Annotated in this window: 11 protein-coding genes; all 11 read right to left on the reverse strand. The window is 46.4% G+C overall.

The features are described from left to right. Positions 1-55: 55 nt before the first annotated feature. The 11 genes from ACUJFK_RS17240 to ACUJFK_RS17290 all read right to left on the reverse strand — a co-directional run bounded on the left by ACUJFK_RS17240 (position 56) and on the right by ACUJFK_RS17290 (position 16941). Entirely contained in the window at positions 56-2974 is a 2919-nt protein-coding gene (locus ACUJFK_RS17240) for a TonB-dependent receptor (protein WP_445426801.1), read from the reverse strand. A gap of 394 nt (positions 2975-3368) precedes the next feature. Beyond that, complete coding sequence (locus ACUJFK_RS17245) at positions 3369-4262, reverse strand: polysaccharide lyase family 7 protein (RefSeq protein WP_445426802.1); 894 nt, start codon at positions 4260-4262, stop codon at positions 3369-3371. 140 nt (positions 4263-4402) lie between these two features. Next, positions 4403-5053 (reverse strand): bifunctional 4-hydroxy-2-oxoglutarate aldolase/2-dehydro-3-deoxy-phosphogluconate aldolase, encoded by a 651-nt coding sequence (gene eda / locus ACUJFK_RS17250; protein WP_445425616.1) that lies wholly within the window; start codon positions 5051-5053, stop codon positions 4403-4405. Between the two features lie 48 nt (positions 5054-5101). Further along, positions 5102-6034: a sugar kinase gene (locus ACUJFK_RS17255; RefSeq protein WP_226752260.1), complete on the reverse strand. Its 933-nt coding sequence runs from the start codon at positions 6032-6034 to the stop codon at positions 5102-5104. 4 nt (positions 6035-6038) lie between these two features. Beyond that, positions 6039-7346, reverse strand: coding sequence for an MFS transporter (locus tag ACUJFK_RS17260; RefSeq protein ID WP_445425617.1), 1308 nt, complete (start codon positions 7344-7346; stop codon positions 6039-6041). A 2-nt stretch (positions 7347-7348) separates the two neighbouring features. Further along, the gene (locus ACUJFK_RS17265; protein WP_236130480.1) at positions 7349-7693 is read right to left on the reverse strand and encodes a cupin domain-containing protein; all 345 of its coding nucleotides are present in this window, start codon (positions 7691-7693) and stop codon (positions 7349-7351) included. Positions 7694-7698: 5 nt separating this feature from the next. After that, positions 7699-9873: a heparinase II/III domain-containing protein gene (locus ACUJFK_RS17270; RefSeq protein ID WP_445426803.1), complete on the reverse strand. Its 2175-nt coding sequence runs from the start codon at positions 9871-9873 to the stop codon at positions 7699-7701. Between the two features lie 45 nt (positions 9874-9918). Beyond that, positions 9919-12189 (reverse strand): chondroitinase-B domain-containing protein, encoded by a 2271-nt coding sequence (locus tag ACUJFK_RS17275; RefSeq protein ID WP_445425618.1) that lies wholly within the window; start codon positions 12187-12189, stop codon positions 9919-9921. 192 nt (positions 12190-12381) lie between these two features. After that, the gene (locus tag ACUJFK_RS17280) at positions 12382-13260 is read right to left on the reverse strand and encodes an NAD(P)-dependent oxidoreductase (RefSeq protein ID WP_226752264.1); all 879 of its coding nucleotides are present in this window, start codon (positions 13258-13260) and stop codon (positions 12382-12384) included. A 691-nt stretch (positions 13261-13951) separates the two neighbouring features. Then, complete coding sequence (locus tag ACUJFK_RS17285; RefSeq protein ID WP_445425619.1) at positions 13952-16393, reverse strand: DEAD/DEAH box helicase family protein; 2442 nt, start codon at positions 16391-16393, stop codon at positions 13952-13954. Next, complete coding sequence (locus ACUJFK_RS17290) at positions 16360-16941, reverse strand: class I SAM-dependent methyltransferase (RefSeq protein ID WP_445425620.1); 582 nt, start codon at positions 16939-16941, stop codon at positions 16360-16362. The genes ACUJFK_RS17285 and ACUJFK_RS17290 overlap by 34 nt, the downstream gene beginning before the upstream one ends. Between the last annotated feature and the right edge of the window lie 28 nt (positions 16942-16969).

The following is a 16969-nucleotide window of genomic DNA, read 5'->3' on the forward strand; positions in this document are numbered from 1 at the left end:
TACTCGCGGGCTTCGATTTTCTCCCGCATTCTGATTCAGATCTCTAGTGAATCGATTAGTACTTCAAACTAATACCGGCAAAGAATCGCGGACCGTAGTCGTTAACTTCGCCCAAGTTACCCTGCACAAAGAAATCCTGTGATTTGGGTGCACTGAACAGGTTAATCGCTTCCACTTTTACCCGAATATTTTTATTAATGCGGTAAGAGGCGCGGGCTTCCCATACGCCCACTTCATCAACATAACGCAGTCGGGTTCCGTCAGTGGTATAGGGCTGGAAGTATTCACTGCGATACTTGTAAATAAGTGCCGTATCAAAATCGCCGATTTGATAGTAGATCTGACCACTGAATACATGTTCAGAAAAGCCAGGGACTGAGCCAGGTGGCACAATACCTGCCGTCAATTGACGCGTGGTGCCATCTAAATCGGTAATAAAGGTATTACCGTACAAGCTGTCTTCAAACTCGAAGTCCGTATCGGCGTAGTTGTAACCCAGCTTAACGCCAAGGCCATTGTCCCAGCGATAGGCTATTGACGCCTCTAAGCCGTATAGGTCACTTTCATTGTCTGTAGTGACCGAATTGGTAATCGGCAAGGTTACCGTCTGACCGTCAACAAGAAAGTCTTCCAATACGGTGCGTTGTTGGAACCCACCCTGGAATTGTTTGTAATAGAGGCTTAGCGCGAAGATGGAATCTTCGTTAGGATACCATTCAAATGCGACGTCGTAATTCCATGACATCAGAGGCTTGATATTGGGGTTACCTGAACCATTCACGCCGACAAATAAGTCTGCCAAGGACGTTGGCGCTACATCATCATCCGTTTGGAATGTGCGGCTATAACTCATATCACTGGGGTTCGCTCGTGACATGCCCCGGTAAATACCGGCCCGCAGCAATATGTTGTCACTGTAATCGACGACCAGGTTAAAGCTAGGGAGTATTTCGGTATAACCGCCGCCGCCAGTAATCGACTCTAACGAATCGCCGGTAACCAGGCTCAGCACCCCTAATTCATTGGTAACAACATCAAAGCTGTTTCTAAAACCAATTGAAGTAACGTCGGTATCAACCAGCCGCACACCAAAATTACCGCGAATAAACTTACCGAACATTTCAGTATCGTAGTTGGCCATCAGATAAGCCGACAGGGTTTTTTCAGTAACATCCTGAGTTCCCGAGTTTTGATACTCAACTTCCGGGTAGGCAAAGCTCCCACCAACTGAATTCACAAGTGCTTGTGAGAAACAGACATTATCGTAAGTGGCCCATGATGAACCCGTACCACTGGCCACGACGTTACCGTTACTGTCGATGTGGGTAATCAGATTGCCATCAGACACAGAGGATAATAAGTCGGTTTCAGGGAAATTGATCTGACATTGCTGCAATACGTCTAATGCGGATATGGCACTTTCATCCAGCAATATTTCCGTACGTGAACCACTACCTTGGTTACCACCAAGCTGCAGAAAACTGAGCTCTGACGCTCTCACCCCACCTTGCACACTGGAAAACACATTGCTTTCCAGCGCATATTTGAAATCCAAGCGTGCAGAAACAATCTCGTTTTCACGCACACCTTCTCTATCAAGACGGGTGCGTAAACTGTCTGTGAAATTCGAGATGTCGGTCACATCAAAATCAGTGACGGTAATATGCGGGATATACTTGCCCATTTCCCACGTTAAAAAGGGCCGGTCAATCGTTCTACCCCGGTTAGAAATTTGCAACTCTTCACGTTTGGTTTGCGAATAACCAAAATCGGCCGTGATCGTTAAGCGGTCATTGAAAAAGTGTTCAACATTCAGGCCGTAACCAACATAATTTTCTTCACGAGAAAATTGCTCACCGGCAGACTCAAAACGCTCGTCGCCTTGCCATTGCAGAATGCCGCCGACATCATTAACAATCAGATTTTCACCGGTGACACCCGGCGTAACGTGCTTTTGTAAGAACAGTAAGTCATGACGTGCTTCCGCTTGATTACGATCCGAGATTTGCGCGTCGAAGTTGATATCCCACGCATCGGAAGGTCGATATTGTAACGCAAGAAACACAGCATCACGCTCATCAGACGTTTCATTTTGGCGGTAACTACGGCTACTACCCGTCCAAGCGTAAGGCGTACCCGCACTTTGTGCCTCACCCGTCACGGGATTAATCGCGGTTTGATAACCTTGATTACTACTACCCACCACCCGATCTTCGCAATCACCGGCCGTACTGCGGAAAAAACCTTCATTGGTGTTAGTGGGATCGTTTAAACATGCCCACAAAGAAGCGCCAGTCGGGCCTGAACTGCGATATTCCGCTTCAGGTTGGCTGATATCCTGACGTTGCACACCAAACGAAACCCCTAAGGCCTGACCATTGTCAAACTCAAATTGGTCAACAAGGCTGAATGTTAGCCGACCACCTAGATTGCCGTGTAATGAGTTGTCAATATTAGCTTCATCAGGGTTATAATTTACTTTTACCTCCCCCTGAATTTGCTGTTTACCGTAATCTAAAGGCTTTAGCGTTTCTAAGGTAATGACACCGGCCACACCCCCTTCGATCAGTGATGCGTCCTGAGTTTTATAAATCGCCACTTTTTGCATTAACTCAGACGGAAATTGTGAAAAGTTAACTGAGCGGTCACCACTGCCATTTGTCGCTTCACGACCATTAATGTGCGTGGCACTCAAGAAGGGGCCTAAACCGCGAATCGTAATTTCTGTCGCACCGCCATTTTCACGGTGAGAGGCGGCACCCGTTATTGACTCTAAGGCTTCACCAATTGACAGTGCAGGTAAATCACCGATATCTTCAGCTGATAAACCATCAACCACCGAAGTCGCTTCACGCTTTATGGCAATTTGGTCTTGGATGGTTTTACGGGTACCTATAACCTCAATCACCTCAACTTCAATATTTTCAGCTTCTTTTTTCGGTTCAGCATTCGTGTCTTGCGCTTTGGCAGACATCGCAATAAAACTGGTAAGAGAGACAACCAGTGCCATTTTTACCACTGTGGCGACAGGCGAAAGCCTGAAGTGTTTCTCTTGTGTACATCTGTCTGCATCATTATCAAATATCAGCGACATATCCTGTTCTCCGTTATTATTTTGTGCGGTTAGGTTTACCTGTTACCTGTAAGAAATTTATTTAACGTTCGAAATATAACCAAATCAAACCGCCATATCAACCAATTATTAATTATTGATATTACCAATGTTAATTACCAATGAGAATTTAAAAGATGCAACAGGTAAAACACCATAAAGATAAACAGCTAAAATGCCATAAAAAAAGCGCAAACTGGTTAACCAGTTTGCGCTTTGATGGATATGTATTTAGCGTTGCATTCAACAAAAATGGCTAATTATCGTGCTGGTTATCAAGGTGATAGAACGTCGCCTGCACATAGTCTCGAGGATCGCCGCTATTGTTTTGGTTATAAACACCCGCTTTAAAGTACATATATTGATTATTCCTGTTATAACCACTTTTACTCATATCGATGGATTTAGTGATATTGGCTTTGCCAGGACGAATGATAGTGACAAACAACACACTGTTTTCCACTGTAATTTTATAGCTGAACTTCTCATTCAATCCGATGCCATCTTCAGGATTGACTAAGGTGTGCGAGCGCGAGCCGATAATATGAACCCAGACGTCATCGCCGCCATTGATCTCATGCGCAAAATAAATAGAGCCCTTTTCATTATTAGGGAGTTTTCGGTAATAAAGGCGAATGGGCTCATCGTCTGTTGCATGGATCTGGCCAATGATCACTCTGCCGACTTGTTTCTCATCGCCCGTTATCGATACCCTATTAACGGCAAGCGTTGCTTCTAGGCTGCCTTCAACAGCGCCAGCATTGCGTTTAACTGAACCGTGCGCTTGGCTAAAAACCCAGTTATTCTTGGTTATACCTTGCGTCTTTATCTGAGTATTGCCGCGCCTGAGCATTTCGCGCAACTCTGTTCTGGCATACTTGGTATTGCTTGAAGTTTTGGCACCTTCATTTGGACAAGCGAACACCATACCGCCATCCTCGGCGGTGTAAAACAACGGTTTCAGTTCAAAGCCATCAGCTAATGCCCGCTCGTAAACAATGTCGGCTTTTTTATCTTTGTTCAGATCCGTTGGCAGCGTTAAACTCCAATCCAGCAGATCAAAGTTTTCACTGGGTTTTTTCGCAGGATCCAAATGCGTAAAATTTCCCAGTAATACCCCTTGCGCTAATTGTTGGTGGGATACTGGCATTATGATATTGCTGTCACTTTCGTCGTTTTCATTGGCATAAGTGACGAAAACGGCCAATAACATTAAGCTCAGCGTCAACATGCGGTTTATGGGTTTCATTGTTGTTCCTTTTACTCTACCAAGACAATACCCGAGTGCTTCTAAGTCACTGAACAGGTCATTTCTGCACCTTGTCTATTCAGCGCTTGATAGCAGGCGGTGGTAATGGCTTGCCAATTACCCTGTTCAACCCACTTGGCAGGTGCAACCCAGGTGCCACCTACCGCAAACACATTGCTCAATGACAAATAGTCCTGCATATTTTGCTGATTGACGCCACCGGTCGGACAAAAACGAACCGATTGGAATACTGACGATACCGCCTGCAAGAAGGGTACCCCGCCCGACAGTGAAGCCGGAAAAAGTTTCATTTCCGAGTAGCCATGCTCATACGCCAGCAAAATATCACCGGTATTAGACACTCCCGGTAGCACCGGCACGCCACAGCTTGCCAATTCAATCAATAGCGTCTTTGAGGTTGCTGGGGTGACAATGAAGTCAGCACCGGCTTGCAGTGCCTGATTCAAGATCCGGGCATCGATCACCGTCCCTGCGCCGACTTTCAGTTGCGGCACTTCTTGCTTAATCGCCGTTAAAGCGGCAAGAGAAGCTTCTGTTCTCAATACTACTTCGACCAGAGTAAGACCGGCATCCGCCATAGCTTGGGCAATTTGCACACCCTGTTTTGGTGATTGCGCTTGAATAATAGGGAGTAATGTCTGTTTTGCCATCAGTTCAGAAAAACGCGTCATGTCTGAATATCTCTTTAATTAATAATGTATGTTGTTTTGCCGTAACAGCTATATGCCTACTTCAGACATGGCCTGTTTGAATGCTGCCAAAGGAGCTATCGCGCCAGGGTGCTGGATCACCGTGCCGGCGGCTTTAGCGCCTAGTTGTACCGCTTCAAAGACCGATCGTCCTGACAAACGCGCCCCTAAATAAACGCCATTGAACGCATCTCCGGCAGAGGTGGTATCCACAACATTGGTAACAGGGGTGATCTGGTGGCTGTGCCGTTCTGTGCCAATTTGTGTGACAACGGATTGCGGCCCATTTTTTACCACCATTTCCTCCAGTTGATATTGCTGGCAAAAGTCTAGCGCCTCTTCTGCAGACGCAATGCCATACAGCACGCTAAGATCTTCAACGCCAGGTAAGGCGATATCACTTATTTGAAAGGCTTTATTAAACTGCTCAATTGCCGCATCTTTGCTCGCCCAAAGCTGCGCCCGATAATTGGGATCAAACACCAGCTTCACGCCAGCTTGCTTTAAGCGAGCCAGTTTTTGCCAAAAGGCGTCTCGGCTGTCTTCGTCAATAATGGCCAGCGGAATGCCTGAAAAAAAGAACATGTCTGCTGCCGTTAATTGTTCAACTACATCATCGGTTAGAAACTGCACCACTTTTTTGGCGGCGGAATCGTTACGCCAGTAGGTGAAACGCCGCTCACCCGCGCTATCAGTCTCAATGAAATACATACCCGCCACTTTGCTTGGATGTTGAAACACAAACTGTGTGTCTAAATCCTCACTTTTAAATCGGCTAAGCATTTTTTCACTGAGTCGGTCACGACCAATGGCGGTGATCATGGATACGGTTATTGTTGGAAAACAGCGTTTCATATATACCGCTGAGTTATAGACATCACCAGCAAACGAATGCCCCATCGTCGAGTCATCCAGTTCTCTTAGTTCAACCATGCACTCACCAAGAAAAAATATCTTCGTCATGTTCTTACTCAGCTTTCTTTAAAGGTTCGATACGGGGGATCAAAATCCACACCGCGGCAGCTGCGGTTATGGCTAATGCGGCGCCTATCACAAACGCGGGAGTGTAATTGCCGTCTGCTGTAAGGTAAGGCACCAAAGAGGTCAGCCCCACTGCGCCTAACTTAGCCGCCATGCCAGAAAACCCGGCTAAGGTACCCACTGCACGCTTGCTGTAAAGATCGCTAGGCAGTGTTTGCACGTTACCGATAGCCGTTTGGAAACCAAATAAAATCACAGCCATAATTAACACCGCAATAACAGGCTCTCCTGGATCGGCCATCGCAAGTAATGATGGCAACATAATTAAGCAGCCCAAGGTGATGGTCAGTTTACGGGTTTTATCCGCACTCCAACCCGCGTTCAGTCTGTTCTGGGCCAGCAGGCCACCAAACCAGGCACCAAACATGGCACCCACATAAGGTACCCAGCCATAAATCCCGATAGACTTCACATCCATACCGTAAACTTCATTCAGGTAAATCGGGATCCAGAACACAAACAACCACCAAATTGGATCGATGGCCGCAGAAGCAATAATGACGCCCCAGCTTTCCTTGCGAGAAAGCAGCTCCTTGGTAGTAGGGTTATATTCTGCCTCTTCTGGCAAAGCTGCCTGCTGCGGCGTCAGTTTCGGTTTTTGACCGGTCAGGATATAGTCGCGTTCTTCTTCGGTAATCCATGAATGCATGGCAGGTGGCGCTTTAACTAAAATCAGCCAAGGTACCAGCCAAAGAAAACCCACCAGACCGATAATCACAAACACCATTTGCCAACTAAAATAAACGGTAAGAAACGCAATCAATGGGATAGAGATAATGCCGCCAATGGCCGCACCTGAGTTAAAAATACCCTGCGCTAATGCACGCTCTTTGATTGGAAACCACTCAGCATTACCCTTAGTGGCACCAGGCCAGTTACCCGCCTCGGCAACCCCCAAGATCGCCCTGAAAATAGCGAAACTCAGCACGCCTTGTGCAAGAGCATGCATAATAGTCGCCAATGACCAGACACCGATAGAGAGCACGAAACCGATGCGGGTACCCACCCAGTCAAAAATCTTGCCAAAGATTGCCTGACCAAAGGCATAGGCGAACACGAACACCACAGAGATGTTTGCGTAAATTTGTTTGCGTTCCAGCGCTGATTTTTCAGGAAATAAATCCTCTACAATAGCTGGCCAGAGCACACTGAGCGATTGACGGTCAATGTAGTTAATGATGGTCGCCAGCGCGATCAACATCACCACCCACCAGCGTAAACCTTTAATTTTCATGATTAATCCTCTAGAAAGTCTTCTCTGGGCGGGCTGAAGGTGTCAATTAAGATACCGCCGGTAGGACATACTGCACCGTGCTCTACAAAAGGAGGGATCAGGCAACTGTCGCCGGGTTTCATCACTTTGATTTCCCCACCAACATTAAAGTGAAATTCTCCTTCTTCCACATAGGTCACCTGTGAATGACGATGTTTGTGTACATAACCTTCGGCACCCTTGGCAAACCACACTTTCACCATCATCAGTTCGTCGTTATAACCCAGTAGCTGACGTTTTAAGCCGCCGCCCAAATCTTCAATCTCGGCCTCAGCACCAGAGATAAAATGGTTACTTTGCTTGCTCATCTGTCTTACTCCTCATCATCGTTCAGTGCAAAAACAGCCAGTCGACCGTTAATGACATACGATTGGTGTTGATATTGAAATTGTTGATTAACTGAACCCTCTGCCGCTTGGTTAATCGCAATCAGGTATGACTTACCTGCGATAGTGATATAGACCAACAGCAGTTCATCTTGTTGGCTGTAGCCAAGCTCAGTGAGCTGACTTTCTGCATCTAGCGTGTATTCCTCGCTTGGATTGTATTCGCCGTGAGGTTCAAGTACGGAAATGAAGTGATGTTGCTTGCTGTTCTCTACTCTGCGGACAAAAGCTTGCTCATTGCGTAGATTAAAGTGAGGATCGTTGGCCCCGATCTGGGTGAACAGAAATTCTTCCTGACCATTTACCAAACTAGTATGGGTATAAAAGCGTCCGTTCTCATTTAACCAAGACACCTTAGCCAGCCCCTGCTTGGGTAAACCACGGCCTTTGAGCCACAGATGCTGATAGCCATTTTTAGTGCCTAGCGCCGAAAGCTGTTGGGTACTCACCGACAATTCAAAGTTCGTATCAATAAGTTGGCCTTGGTAATGTAGCGGCAGATCAAGTTGATGGGCTTTTTCTGCAACAACATCAAACACATCCAGCACTATGGATTTTTTAAGTTCTGGTAAATTAACCAACGCCATAGTCCGCTTTAACTGAACACCTTGGTAAGCCGTATCAATATGCGCGCGGGTAACAGAGCCAAACGGGCTGGTTTCAAAGTAATTAAGTACAGGCGAGTGCTGGTTGCCTAACTCAACGTCGCCATTAAAGTGGCTGGTTTCATCCACCACCACCGTATTGTGCGACACCGTTTGCTTAGCGTAACTCTCGTTTTCAGGCAGGTAACGGCCACCAAATTTGGCTTCCACATTGAGAAAACGCGCCGCACCATAATCAGAGACAATTTCTTTACCCAGGTCATAAAACTGCCAGGTGAGCTTGTCAAAGTGGCCATGGCCAAGACCTTGCGCTGCAGGTTTAAACAGTACGGCCTGATCACCCGCTAACTGGCTGCGCATAATCACTAGCGCGCCTTGCTTGCCATCACTGCCATCGCCAAAGGCAACGGAGTCAAATTGATAGGCTTCAGCCAAACCTTTATCCAGCGCTTGCGCCACCTTTAGGCCATCGCCAGAGAGAATAATCTGATCCTGTTGCTTAGCGATATCCAAATAGCCGGGCGCCTCCGTTAGGCTGTATGCCAGCGCAACGCCATGCACCAACTCGATGGTGTCGATACCCTTACTTTTTATCGCATCGTTGATGGGGAAGAACAAACCGTCATAACTTAATTGAACAGTGGTATCTATAGCTTTTAATACAATCCCATCACGATACTGAAAAATCTTTCTTTGCGGTTCGTTATTTTCAATCGCTTTGGCAAAGGTAACGAAAGGCAATAAGGCGTAACGCTGGTAATATGGCCCTTCATTGTAGTAACCCTGAGGGGAAAATAATTCTTCCAGTTGCTTTAAAAACCCGCCTTTGCCTGATTTTTCCAAATCGTAAAGCGCTTTTTCAACCCACTCTGGCTCGTTCATCACATAACCGGCCATACCCACCCCGGCGGTTGCCCAGGTACCATGGTTATGCACTTTGTTAAAGGTAGAGGGTTGCCCCTCTGACAAAAACAGCGCAACAGGCTTAAGCAGCTTGGTTTCAATGCGCTTTCTGTCTTGTGCACTGAGCGCACTGTGAACAAAATCGTAAGCCTGGATGGTATGTACCAACCAAACGGCCTCATTTAAACTTTGCCAAAACAGCTTACCAGGATTTTGTGACTCCACTTTTCGTGCGGGGTGCACATCTAATGTTGGATACAACTTTGCATAAGCCAGCAACATATCACGTACATAATTGGCATAAGTTTTATCTTGGCTAAGCTGATAAACAATGCCGGCGTTGTACATTAGCTGATAATTTTTCTTATGCTGTTCATGGGTAAAACCGCCACCACCGTCCTTCGGTACAGGAACATTAATAGGCTGAGCCAATTGCAGATCAACTTGGCTTTTTAGATCGCTATACGCTTTAGAGAATCGTCCTGGCTTAGAAATGGCCTTGCGCATCTCAGACACATCAGCGGGTGTAATCACCAAATTAGGATGAGCCGCTTGCAAAGCAAATGGCAGTATAAAGGCCAAGGTAACCAGCATCAGCGACGTTACTTTTAACAGTAATTTTGACATGTTCATCTGCAGCTACCTCTTGTCAGTATTTAGGGTTTTGTTATCGTCAATGACTGCCGTGTGCGGCCCTTCAACCCTGAGTTCAGTGACAGTGGGTGCTTGTGTGGCATCAAAAAGATTGTTCTTAATAACCGTTATGGGCTCACCAACCGTATGCTCTACCACTATTGGCGCAGACTTAACTAGCGTGTTTTGCAGAATGTTGGCAACCTGTACACCGTGCAAATACAAGCTGGATTTATTTTTGTTGCGCTTGCCATAACCCACTTGGTTTAACGTGTTATCTGCCATATGCAAAAGCGGCCCAAATGTGCTTTCATCGGTACCACCACGATAAAGCTTCACCACCGCACCCTGCACATTGTTAAAGGTATTGTTTTTTACCGTGACATACTCGGCGTTATAAATGCCCAAATCTTCAATTTCAGTATTAAGAACCAGAATATCGCCGGTCACATTGTCAAAAGTGTTACCCATCAGGCTGATCTCATCGGCAAAGGCGCCCTTGCCCGTGACGAAAAAATCAAAGGTATGATTGATATCCAGCGCTAAGATGTGTGAGTTCAGCAGCACAAAGCGGTAGTTATCAACCATGCCCCATTTTTGGGTTCGAACCACAGAATTACCCGCCGAGTCAGGACTATTTGCCCCAGAGATCACTAAGCCCTCAAGTTTCAAACTGCCGCCGTTCTGAATTTCAAACAAGGCGGAACGTTCAAAGGTTAACGTGGCTTGACCTGCTTGTGCCGCTTTGATGGTTAACGTTTTATTAATTTTGATCAGTTTTGAGATATCATATTGACCATTAGCCAGCACAATAACGTCACCTTCACCGGCTTGGTCTATTGCCGCTAATAAAGCCGTTGCACCCTGTGCCACTTGATGTGTTTGACCTGAATCAAATGTGACAAACCCAGGCGATTTCGGATACCAACTTGCCCCGGTATCTTGTTTAGACAGTACCTTTAAGTCGCGCTTCGCCCCAGCGTTTAGCTTGCCCGACACGGGATAAAGCAGGCCGTTTTCAGCTTTTTTAAGAGCGACGTTCTGGCGTTTTACACCATAGCTCAGCGCGGCTGGCAGCTCGGTATTGGCAATATTACCGGAGAGTTTTATGCCGCTTACATCATCAAACAGGCTGAAAGGCTGCTGTTTATTGGTATTGATAATCAGGTTATCTTTCATCACGGAGTTGATAGGCACCGCGGTGCGTTCGGCATCGCTACCGGCCGCCAAGTGCATATGATCAACGTCTATAAAGCTGTTGTTAACGATAAGGGCGTTTTCGACCTGATGATAGCGGTTGATTGACGAGTTCGGGACGCCATTTAGCACCGTAAAGCCACTGCCAAATCGATAGCCTTTTAAACCTTGCAGATAATTGTTACGGATCACCTGATCTTTGTTGATAACACGTATCCCACCAGTGTGCTCCACGCCATTACCCAAAAATATATTCTGCTCAACAATATTACCGTTACCATGGCGCAGGGTCAGCGTGCCGCGGGCCTCAAAGAACACGTTGCCACGCAGGGTATTTTTGCCGGACTTGATCGAAATAATTTCTACTTCACCATTGGTGTGTTCGAAGTAATTGTTTTCAACCAAGGTATAAGAATCGGTAAGGGAATAATGGCTGGTGCCAATACGCAGTGTTTCGCCACCATTAGAGCCAAAGGTAGGACGATAACCAAAGTAGTTGTGATCAATCTGGTGATAGTTTTGCTGACTCTGTTCGCTGTTTAATCGGACAGCAATGGTAACGCCTCTATTACGTTTACCCACGAAATGACTGTGGTCTAACCGATTATGCTGCCCATACAAGGCTACCCAATAATCCGATTCCTGCTTATCCGGGTTGTTATAGTTATCGATAACGACTTCCGTCACCCGTGAGTGGAAGGCTAACGCATTACTGTTTTTGCGAAACTCAATAACGGCACTGCTGGGGGTATAACCGTTTTTAAACACCAAACCAGAAACGGCTAGATGCTGACCGGCTAACCGAAGATTAGACAGGCCAGACAGGATCACTTGACCCTTGGTTTCTGCCGTTAACGTTATGGGCGCATCAGCCTCACCTTGCCCTTCCAGCAGGATCTCAAAGTCGGTCCATACCCCGTTTTTCAAGATGATCTTGTCACCTGCAACCAGTTTCGATGAAATCGCCTTGTACTCGTCTTTGCTCGCGACAAAATATTCAGTAGCGAATGCAGCAACTGATACTGGGACTAATACCAGAGCCAGGCACATGTTTAGCAGATAATCTTTGAATAAACGCATTATGGTTTTTGCACCTCAATACTGAGACTCGCTTCATTACTGTAAGAGCATGAAGTAAGGGAGTTACTTCCTGCGCTAATAAATTCCATCTTATTAGCGCCTAATCCACCGTCGATGCTTCTTTAAAACTGAGCAGCTGTCCTCTTCGAGGAATGGATAGCTCGGATAGCGTCGACAGGCTGACAAATCGCGCTATTTGTTAAGTTCGCGGTAGTAATCGAAGATCTCTGGCACGTTGCCGTTGCCCATGCCAGCATCGAATGCGGCTTGCAAATCACTTGATGAGCCCTTGGCAATCTTTGATTCGGTACCAAGGTCTTCAACCATTTGCAGGAAATAGCCAAGGTCTTTGTTAGCATTAGCCAGTGAAAACCCAAGATCACTCACATTGTCTACTGCATAGTGCTTACAGAACTTCATAAAGGGTGAGCTGGAAGGCCCGGTCGACATAATGTCGAACAGTTGTTGCCGATTAACACCAGCACGATCAGCAATAGCAAATGCCTGAGACATGGCGCAAACGGTCGTCATACCAACGAAGTTGTTGATAAGTTTTGTGGTGTGGCCTGCACCCAATTCGCCCAAATAAAACACGTTTTCGCCTTGATCTTGCAACACCGGCTGCACTTTGTTGAAAGTTTCCTGATCACCGGCAGCCATAATATTCAGTAAGCCATCTTTAGCGTGTGCCGGTGTACGACCTAGGGGGGCGTCGATCATACCCGCGCCTTTTTTGGCGAGGTCAGCACCGATTTTGCGCGTCGACGCTGGAATAGAGGTACCAAAGTCTACCAGTACCGCTCCAGGTTTAATGCCTGCGAGAATACCCTCGTCACCGTAAACCACTTTTTCAACAATAGCTGAGGTGGTGAGACAAAGCATGACGATATCAACTGATGCGGCCAGTTCCTTTGCCGTGCTGGCTGTAGATGCACCTCTGGCAACACAGGCTGCAACTGCGTCTTTGTTAAGATCCATTACCGTCAGCTGATAACCTTTTTTCTGTAGATTTTCGACCATGTTGCCGCCCATAAGGCCAAGGCCGATGAAGCCGATCGTTGGTTTTGACATTGTTCACCCCTAATTTTTTTGCTGCACTGACAATGGTGCAAAGAAACGTTTGTACACCACAAAAAACTGTATTGTTGCATTGTTGCAACGCGTAAATGCTGTTGTAGAACTAACAGGTACCGACCGTAAATTGCTTGTCTAAAGTCATAAGCTTACCACCCGGTATGACAGCAAAGCTATTTACTTCTTGCCAATTTGTCAACCAATTTCTTGGTTAAATTATGGTAAAAGTACTTAAACATAGCTTACCAAAAGTAAAAATGAGCGGAGTAAAGACACAAAAACCCCTTTTCAATTAATGCAAAAAAGCCTGTCCCCTCTCTGCTAACCCACGATTTTAAAGGGAAGTTAAGATAAATTATTTTAATTAGTGAGATAGGGAGCAAGGTAACCACCAAAACACTGCCATGCGGCGAGCGCTAACTTTGTGGTAATAACTAAATTCAGATATTGGTAAGATAGTTGTGTACATCTAGCGTCGACATTCATGCAAAATACCAAGATGTGGCCGCCGCATGTCGGTATAATGCGGCAGCTATTGCCAAGCGAACACCATTTCAACCCGGCATAACACAATAAGAGACATTGCGGTGGTTCGAGGAAGTGCAATTTTGGTGGCAACATGTCGATTTAACCCAGCGAACTGCTTTTTAGCCAACTCGATTTTGCCTACTAAGGTGTTTAAGACTTATCAAACCAGGGCATCACGCAATAAATATTGCGCTAATCGCAGGTCAATTAACTCATGTGTTAACGCCGTGAGCGCTTCAATATCAGCAGGACGAACCTCAAAGTTAGCGGCAAACCGCCCTGCATTCAAAACAAACCAAGGCTTGCTAGCCGCTTTATCTTGTTTGGCATAAAAATGGATCGGGTTCTTATACCAATACTGATGCCATTTTTCACTGTTATTGTCTTGCCTAAGTGCAGCGGGAACGTCTTTCTCTACTAAATCTGGCCGCCGCCAAATTTGTTGCCGGCTTTGTTTAGCTAATTGGTGAGTACTAACAGGCGCACTAAACCCATCTAACGCTAAAAAAGCCCGCAGCAAGATCATTTTAAAGCATTTGGTCATGCCGGTCGTTTCGACACCCTCGCGTAACCAATTGCCATAGCGCTGAAGCAGCAACGCCATTTCAGCATCTTCAGTTTGCTCTGCCACTAAGTTAAACCAGCTACCGTGTTTATCCCGCACTTTTTTGATATCGAACCCCGCTAGCACAAACTCTGCCGCAGTGGGGCGATGCCCAAGCTCTAACTGCAATTGTTGAAAATCTTCAGCCGCCGTGTTTTTCATGTTACGCACAAGCTGCTGCCAAACGTTGATAACCTCTGGTGCAAAATTAATATAACAACCTGGCGCAATCACCGGCTGCTTTGCCAATGTGCTAATAATGGCTTTAATACCACTCACGTTATACAGCGCTGCCGGTTTATTTAAAAATGACTGATGATTACCAATAAAATCAAGCACCACCAAATGCGTTTTGCCGACGTGTTCAGCTTGGCGTAACCCACGACCTAATTGTTGTAAAAACAAAATCTTTGACTCTGTTGGCCGTAACATCAACACCGTATCAATAGCGGGTAAGTCAGTTCCCTCGTTAAATAAATCAACCGAAAACAGCACACTCAACTGCGCTTGCTGCAATTGGCTTAATGCTTCATTGCGCCGTAAAGCGCTGCCTTGATAAACCGCAGCCGCAGCGATGCCCTGCGTATTAAAATACTCGGCCATGTAATCGGCGTGTCGGCGTGACACACAAAAGGCCAAGGTGCGCTGTTGTTTGTGTTTTTGCCAGTGCTCAAAAATGTGTGCAGCCCGCTTTCGCGTAGCAAAAGCGCTGTCTAAAGCTTTGGGATCAAACTTACCACTGCGCCACGGGATCTCTTGGTAATCAACAAACTGATCGTAAATGCCATAATAATGAAATGGCACCAAGATACGGCTTTCGATGCCATGCACAAGATTGCGCTCAAACACCAAATTGTTATCACACAGCGCCAGGATATCCGCCTGATCACTGCGCTCAGGTGTGGCGGTTAGCCCCAATAGAAATTCAGGGCTGAAATAATCTAATAATGCCTGATAACTAGGGCTGGCTGCATGATGAAATTCATCGACAACCACATAATCAAAGTGATCAGGTTTAAACTGCTGTAAGTGCGCTACTTTACTTAACGTTTGGATAGACGCGAATAACAAGTCAGCCTCGGGTGCTTTTTCTGAACCGAGATATAAACCACTACTTTTATTCGGGTTTAACTGGCTAAAGCTTTGCTGCGCTTGCAATAAAATTTCTTCACGATGGGCTACAAAAAGCACACGTTTGGCGGCCAATTGCTTGGCGTCAAACGCTGCCAGCCAAGTTTTCCCCATGCCGGTTGCAAGTACCACTAAGCCGCGCTTATACCCTTGTTGACGACTTTCGCTTAACGCCGCTAATGCCAACAACTGCGCCTCATTGGGCGTAAAACGCGGCTCTTCTTCAATAACCGCATCCACTAACTGTAAGCGTTGTTGTTTATTTTGTTGGTAGCGCTGCAAATAAGCCGCCCATCGTGCTTCTGTTAGTGGCTGGCTTTGTGGGTGACTAAATATGGTAGCAAATTGTTGGCGAATATCAGTAAACTGACACTCAACAGCATATTTCTGCTGAAAATCATGGCGTAATGTCCACTCATGAGAATTTAACAGTGCTGTACGGCTAATGTTATTGGAGCCAATATAAGCGCAGCCCTCTTCCATCACCCCCTCATAGCCTTTGACAAAGATATAGGCTTTCATATGAAACGGCGTGTTAGCTTGGCAACAAAACAGCTTCACTTGGGCGCCTTGCTCGCAAAGCAGCAACAGCTGGCGTAATGCCTCTGGCGAGGTGATATGCAAATAATCAGAGGTCAGTATTTTGATTTTAGCGCCAGCGCTTAACGCATCGGTTAACGCTGGCAACAGCAACTGCAACCCCGATGGCTGAATAAACGACACACTGATTTCCACTTCTGTTGCGTGATTAATTGCCGTTAATAACTTGGGTAATAGCGGGTCATTTGCGCCACCTGTAGTAAGCACCTTGCCTTGGAATAACTGCTGCACCATCAGGCAGTTTTCTCCAAAATCGCGTTTAACCATTGTTCGTCAGCGCGACCAGGGCGTGCATCGGCACTGATCCAAACTTTTTTTATACGCAAACCAGAACCATCTAAGAACGCAGCTAGGCGCGCCTCATTGGCGTTAGTAAATTGCCGCCCTGCTTTGGCATAGTCGTTGTCACCATACTTGTAAGAGCAGTACAGGATCCCTTCGGGTTTTAACCATTGCGCTAAATGCTGAAACGTAGCTTGCTGCTCAACTTTAGGCACATGCAACAGCGAGGCACACGCCCAAATAGCATCAACGTTGATCGGAGGGGTAAAGCGAAGAAAGGTACTATGTGCCACCGCGATACCGGTAACTTGTTCAGCGATGTCGACCAGCGCCTTACTGGCATCAAAGGCCAATACCTGAAACCCTTTAGACAGGAAAAAGCGACTATCCCTACCTGCACCGCAACCGGCATCGACGATAACACTACCCGGCGCCAGCAGCGGCAAAAACTCGTCATAAAGCAACGTCATATCGACACTGAGGGTGTCATGCGCAAAGCTCGCAGCTTGCTGATCGTAATAACTCACCGACATAAAACCGTCTCAATCCATGATGTTGTTT

The organism is Alishewanella sp. HL-SH06 (assembly GCF_052656265.1).

What these genes read in the sequence shown, in the direction of transcription:
- ACUJFK_RS17240 (WP_445426801.1), bottom strand. Translation starts at nt 2,974, where the DNA reads ATGTCTGCCAAAGCGCAAGACACGAATGCTGAACCGAAAAAAGAAGCT.
- ACUJFK_RS17285 (WP_445425619.1), bottom strand. Translation starts at nt 16,393, where the DNA reads ATGGTTAAACGCGATTTTGGAGAAAACTGCCTGATGGTGCAGCAGTTA.
- ACUJFK_RS17275 (WP_445425618.1), bottom strand. Translation starts at nt 12,189, where the DNA reads ATGCGTTTATTCAAAGATTATCTGCTAAACATGTGCCTGGCTCTGGTA.
- ACUJFK_RS17270 (WP_445426803.1), bottom strand. Translation starts at nt 9,873, where the DNA reads ATGCTGGTTACCTTGGCCTTTATACTGCCATTTGCTTTGCAAGCGGCT.
- ACUJFK_RS17280 (WP_226752264.1), bottom strand. Translation starts at nt 13,260, where the DNA reads ATGTCAAAACCAACGATCGGCTTCATCGGCCTTGGCCTTATGGGCGGC.
- ACUJFK_RS17260 (WP_445425617.1), bottom strand. Translation starts at nt 7,346, where the DNA reads ATGAAAATTAAAGGTTTACGCTGGTGGGTGGTGATGTTGATCGCGCTG.
- ACUJFK_RS17290 (WP_445425620.1), bottom strand. Translation starts at nt 16,941, where the DNA reads ATGTCGGTGAGTTATTACGATCAGCAAGCTGCGAGCTTTGCGCATGAC.
- eda (WP_445425616.1), bottom strand. Translation starts at nt 5,053, where the DNA reads ATGACGCGTTTTTCTGAACTGATGGCAAAACAGACATTACTCCCTATT.
- ACUJFK_RS17245 (WP_445426802.1), bottom strand. Translation starts at nt 4,262, where the DNA reads ATGCCAGTATCCCACCAACAATTAGCGCAAGGGGTATTACTGGGAAAT.
- ACUJFK_RS17255 (WP_226752260.1), bottom strand. Translation starts at nt 6,034, where the DNA reads ATGACGAAGATATTTTTTCTTGGTGAGTGCATGGTTGAACTAAGAGAA.
- ACUJFK_RS17265 (WP_236130480.1), bottom strand. Translation starts at nt 7,693, where the DNA reads ATGAGCAAGCAAAGTAACCATTTTATCTCTGGTGCTGAGGCCGAGATT.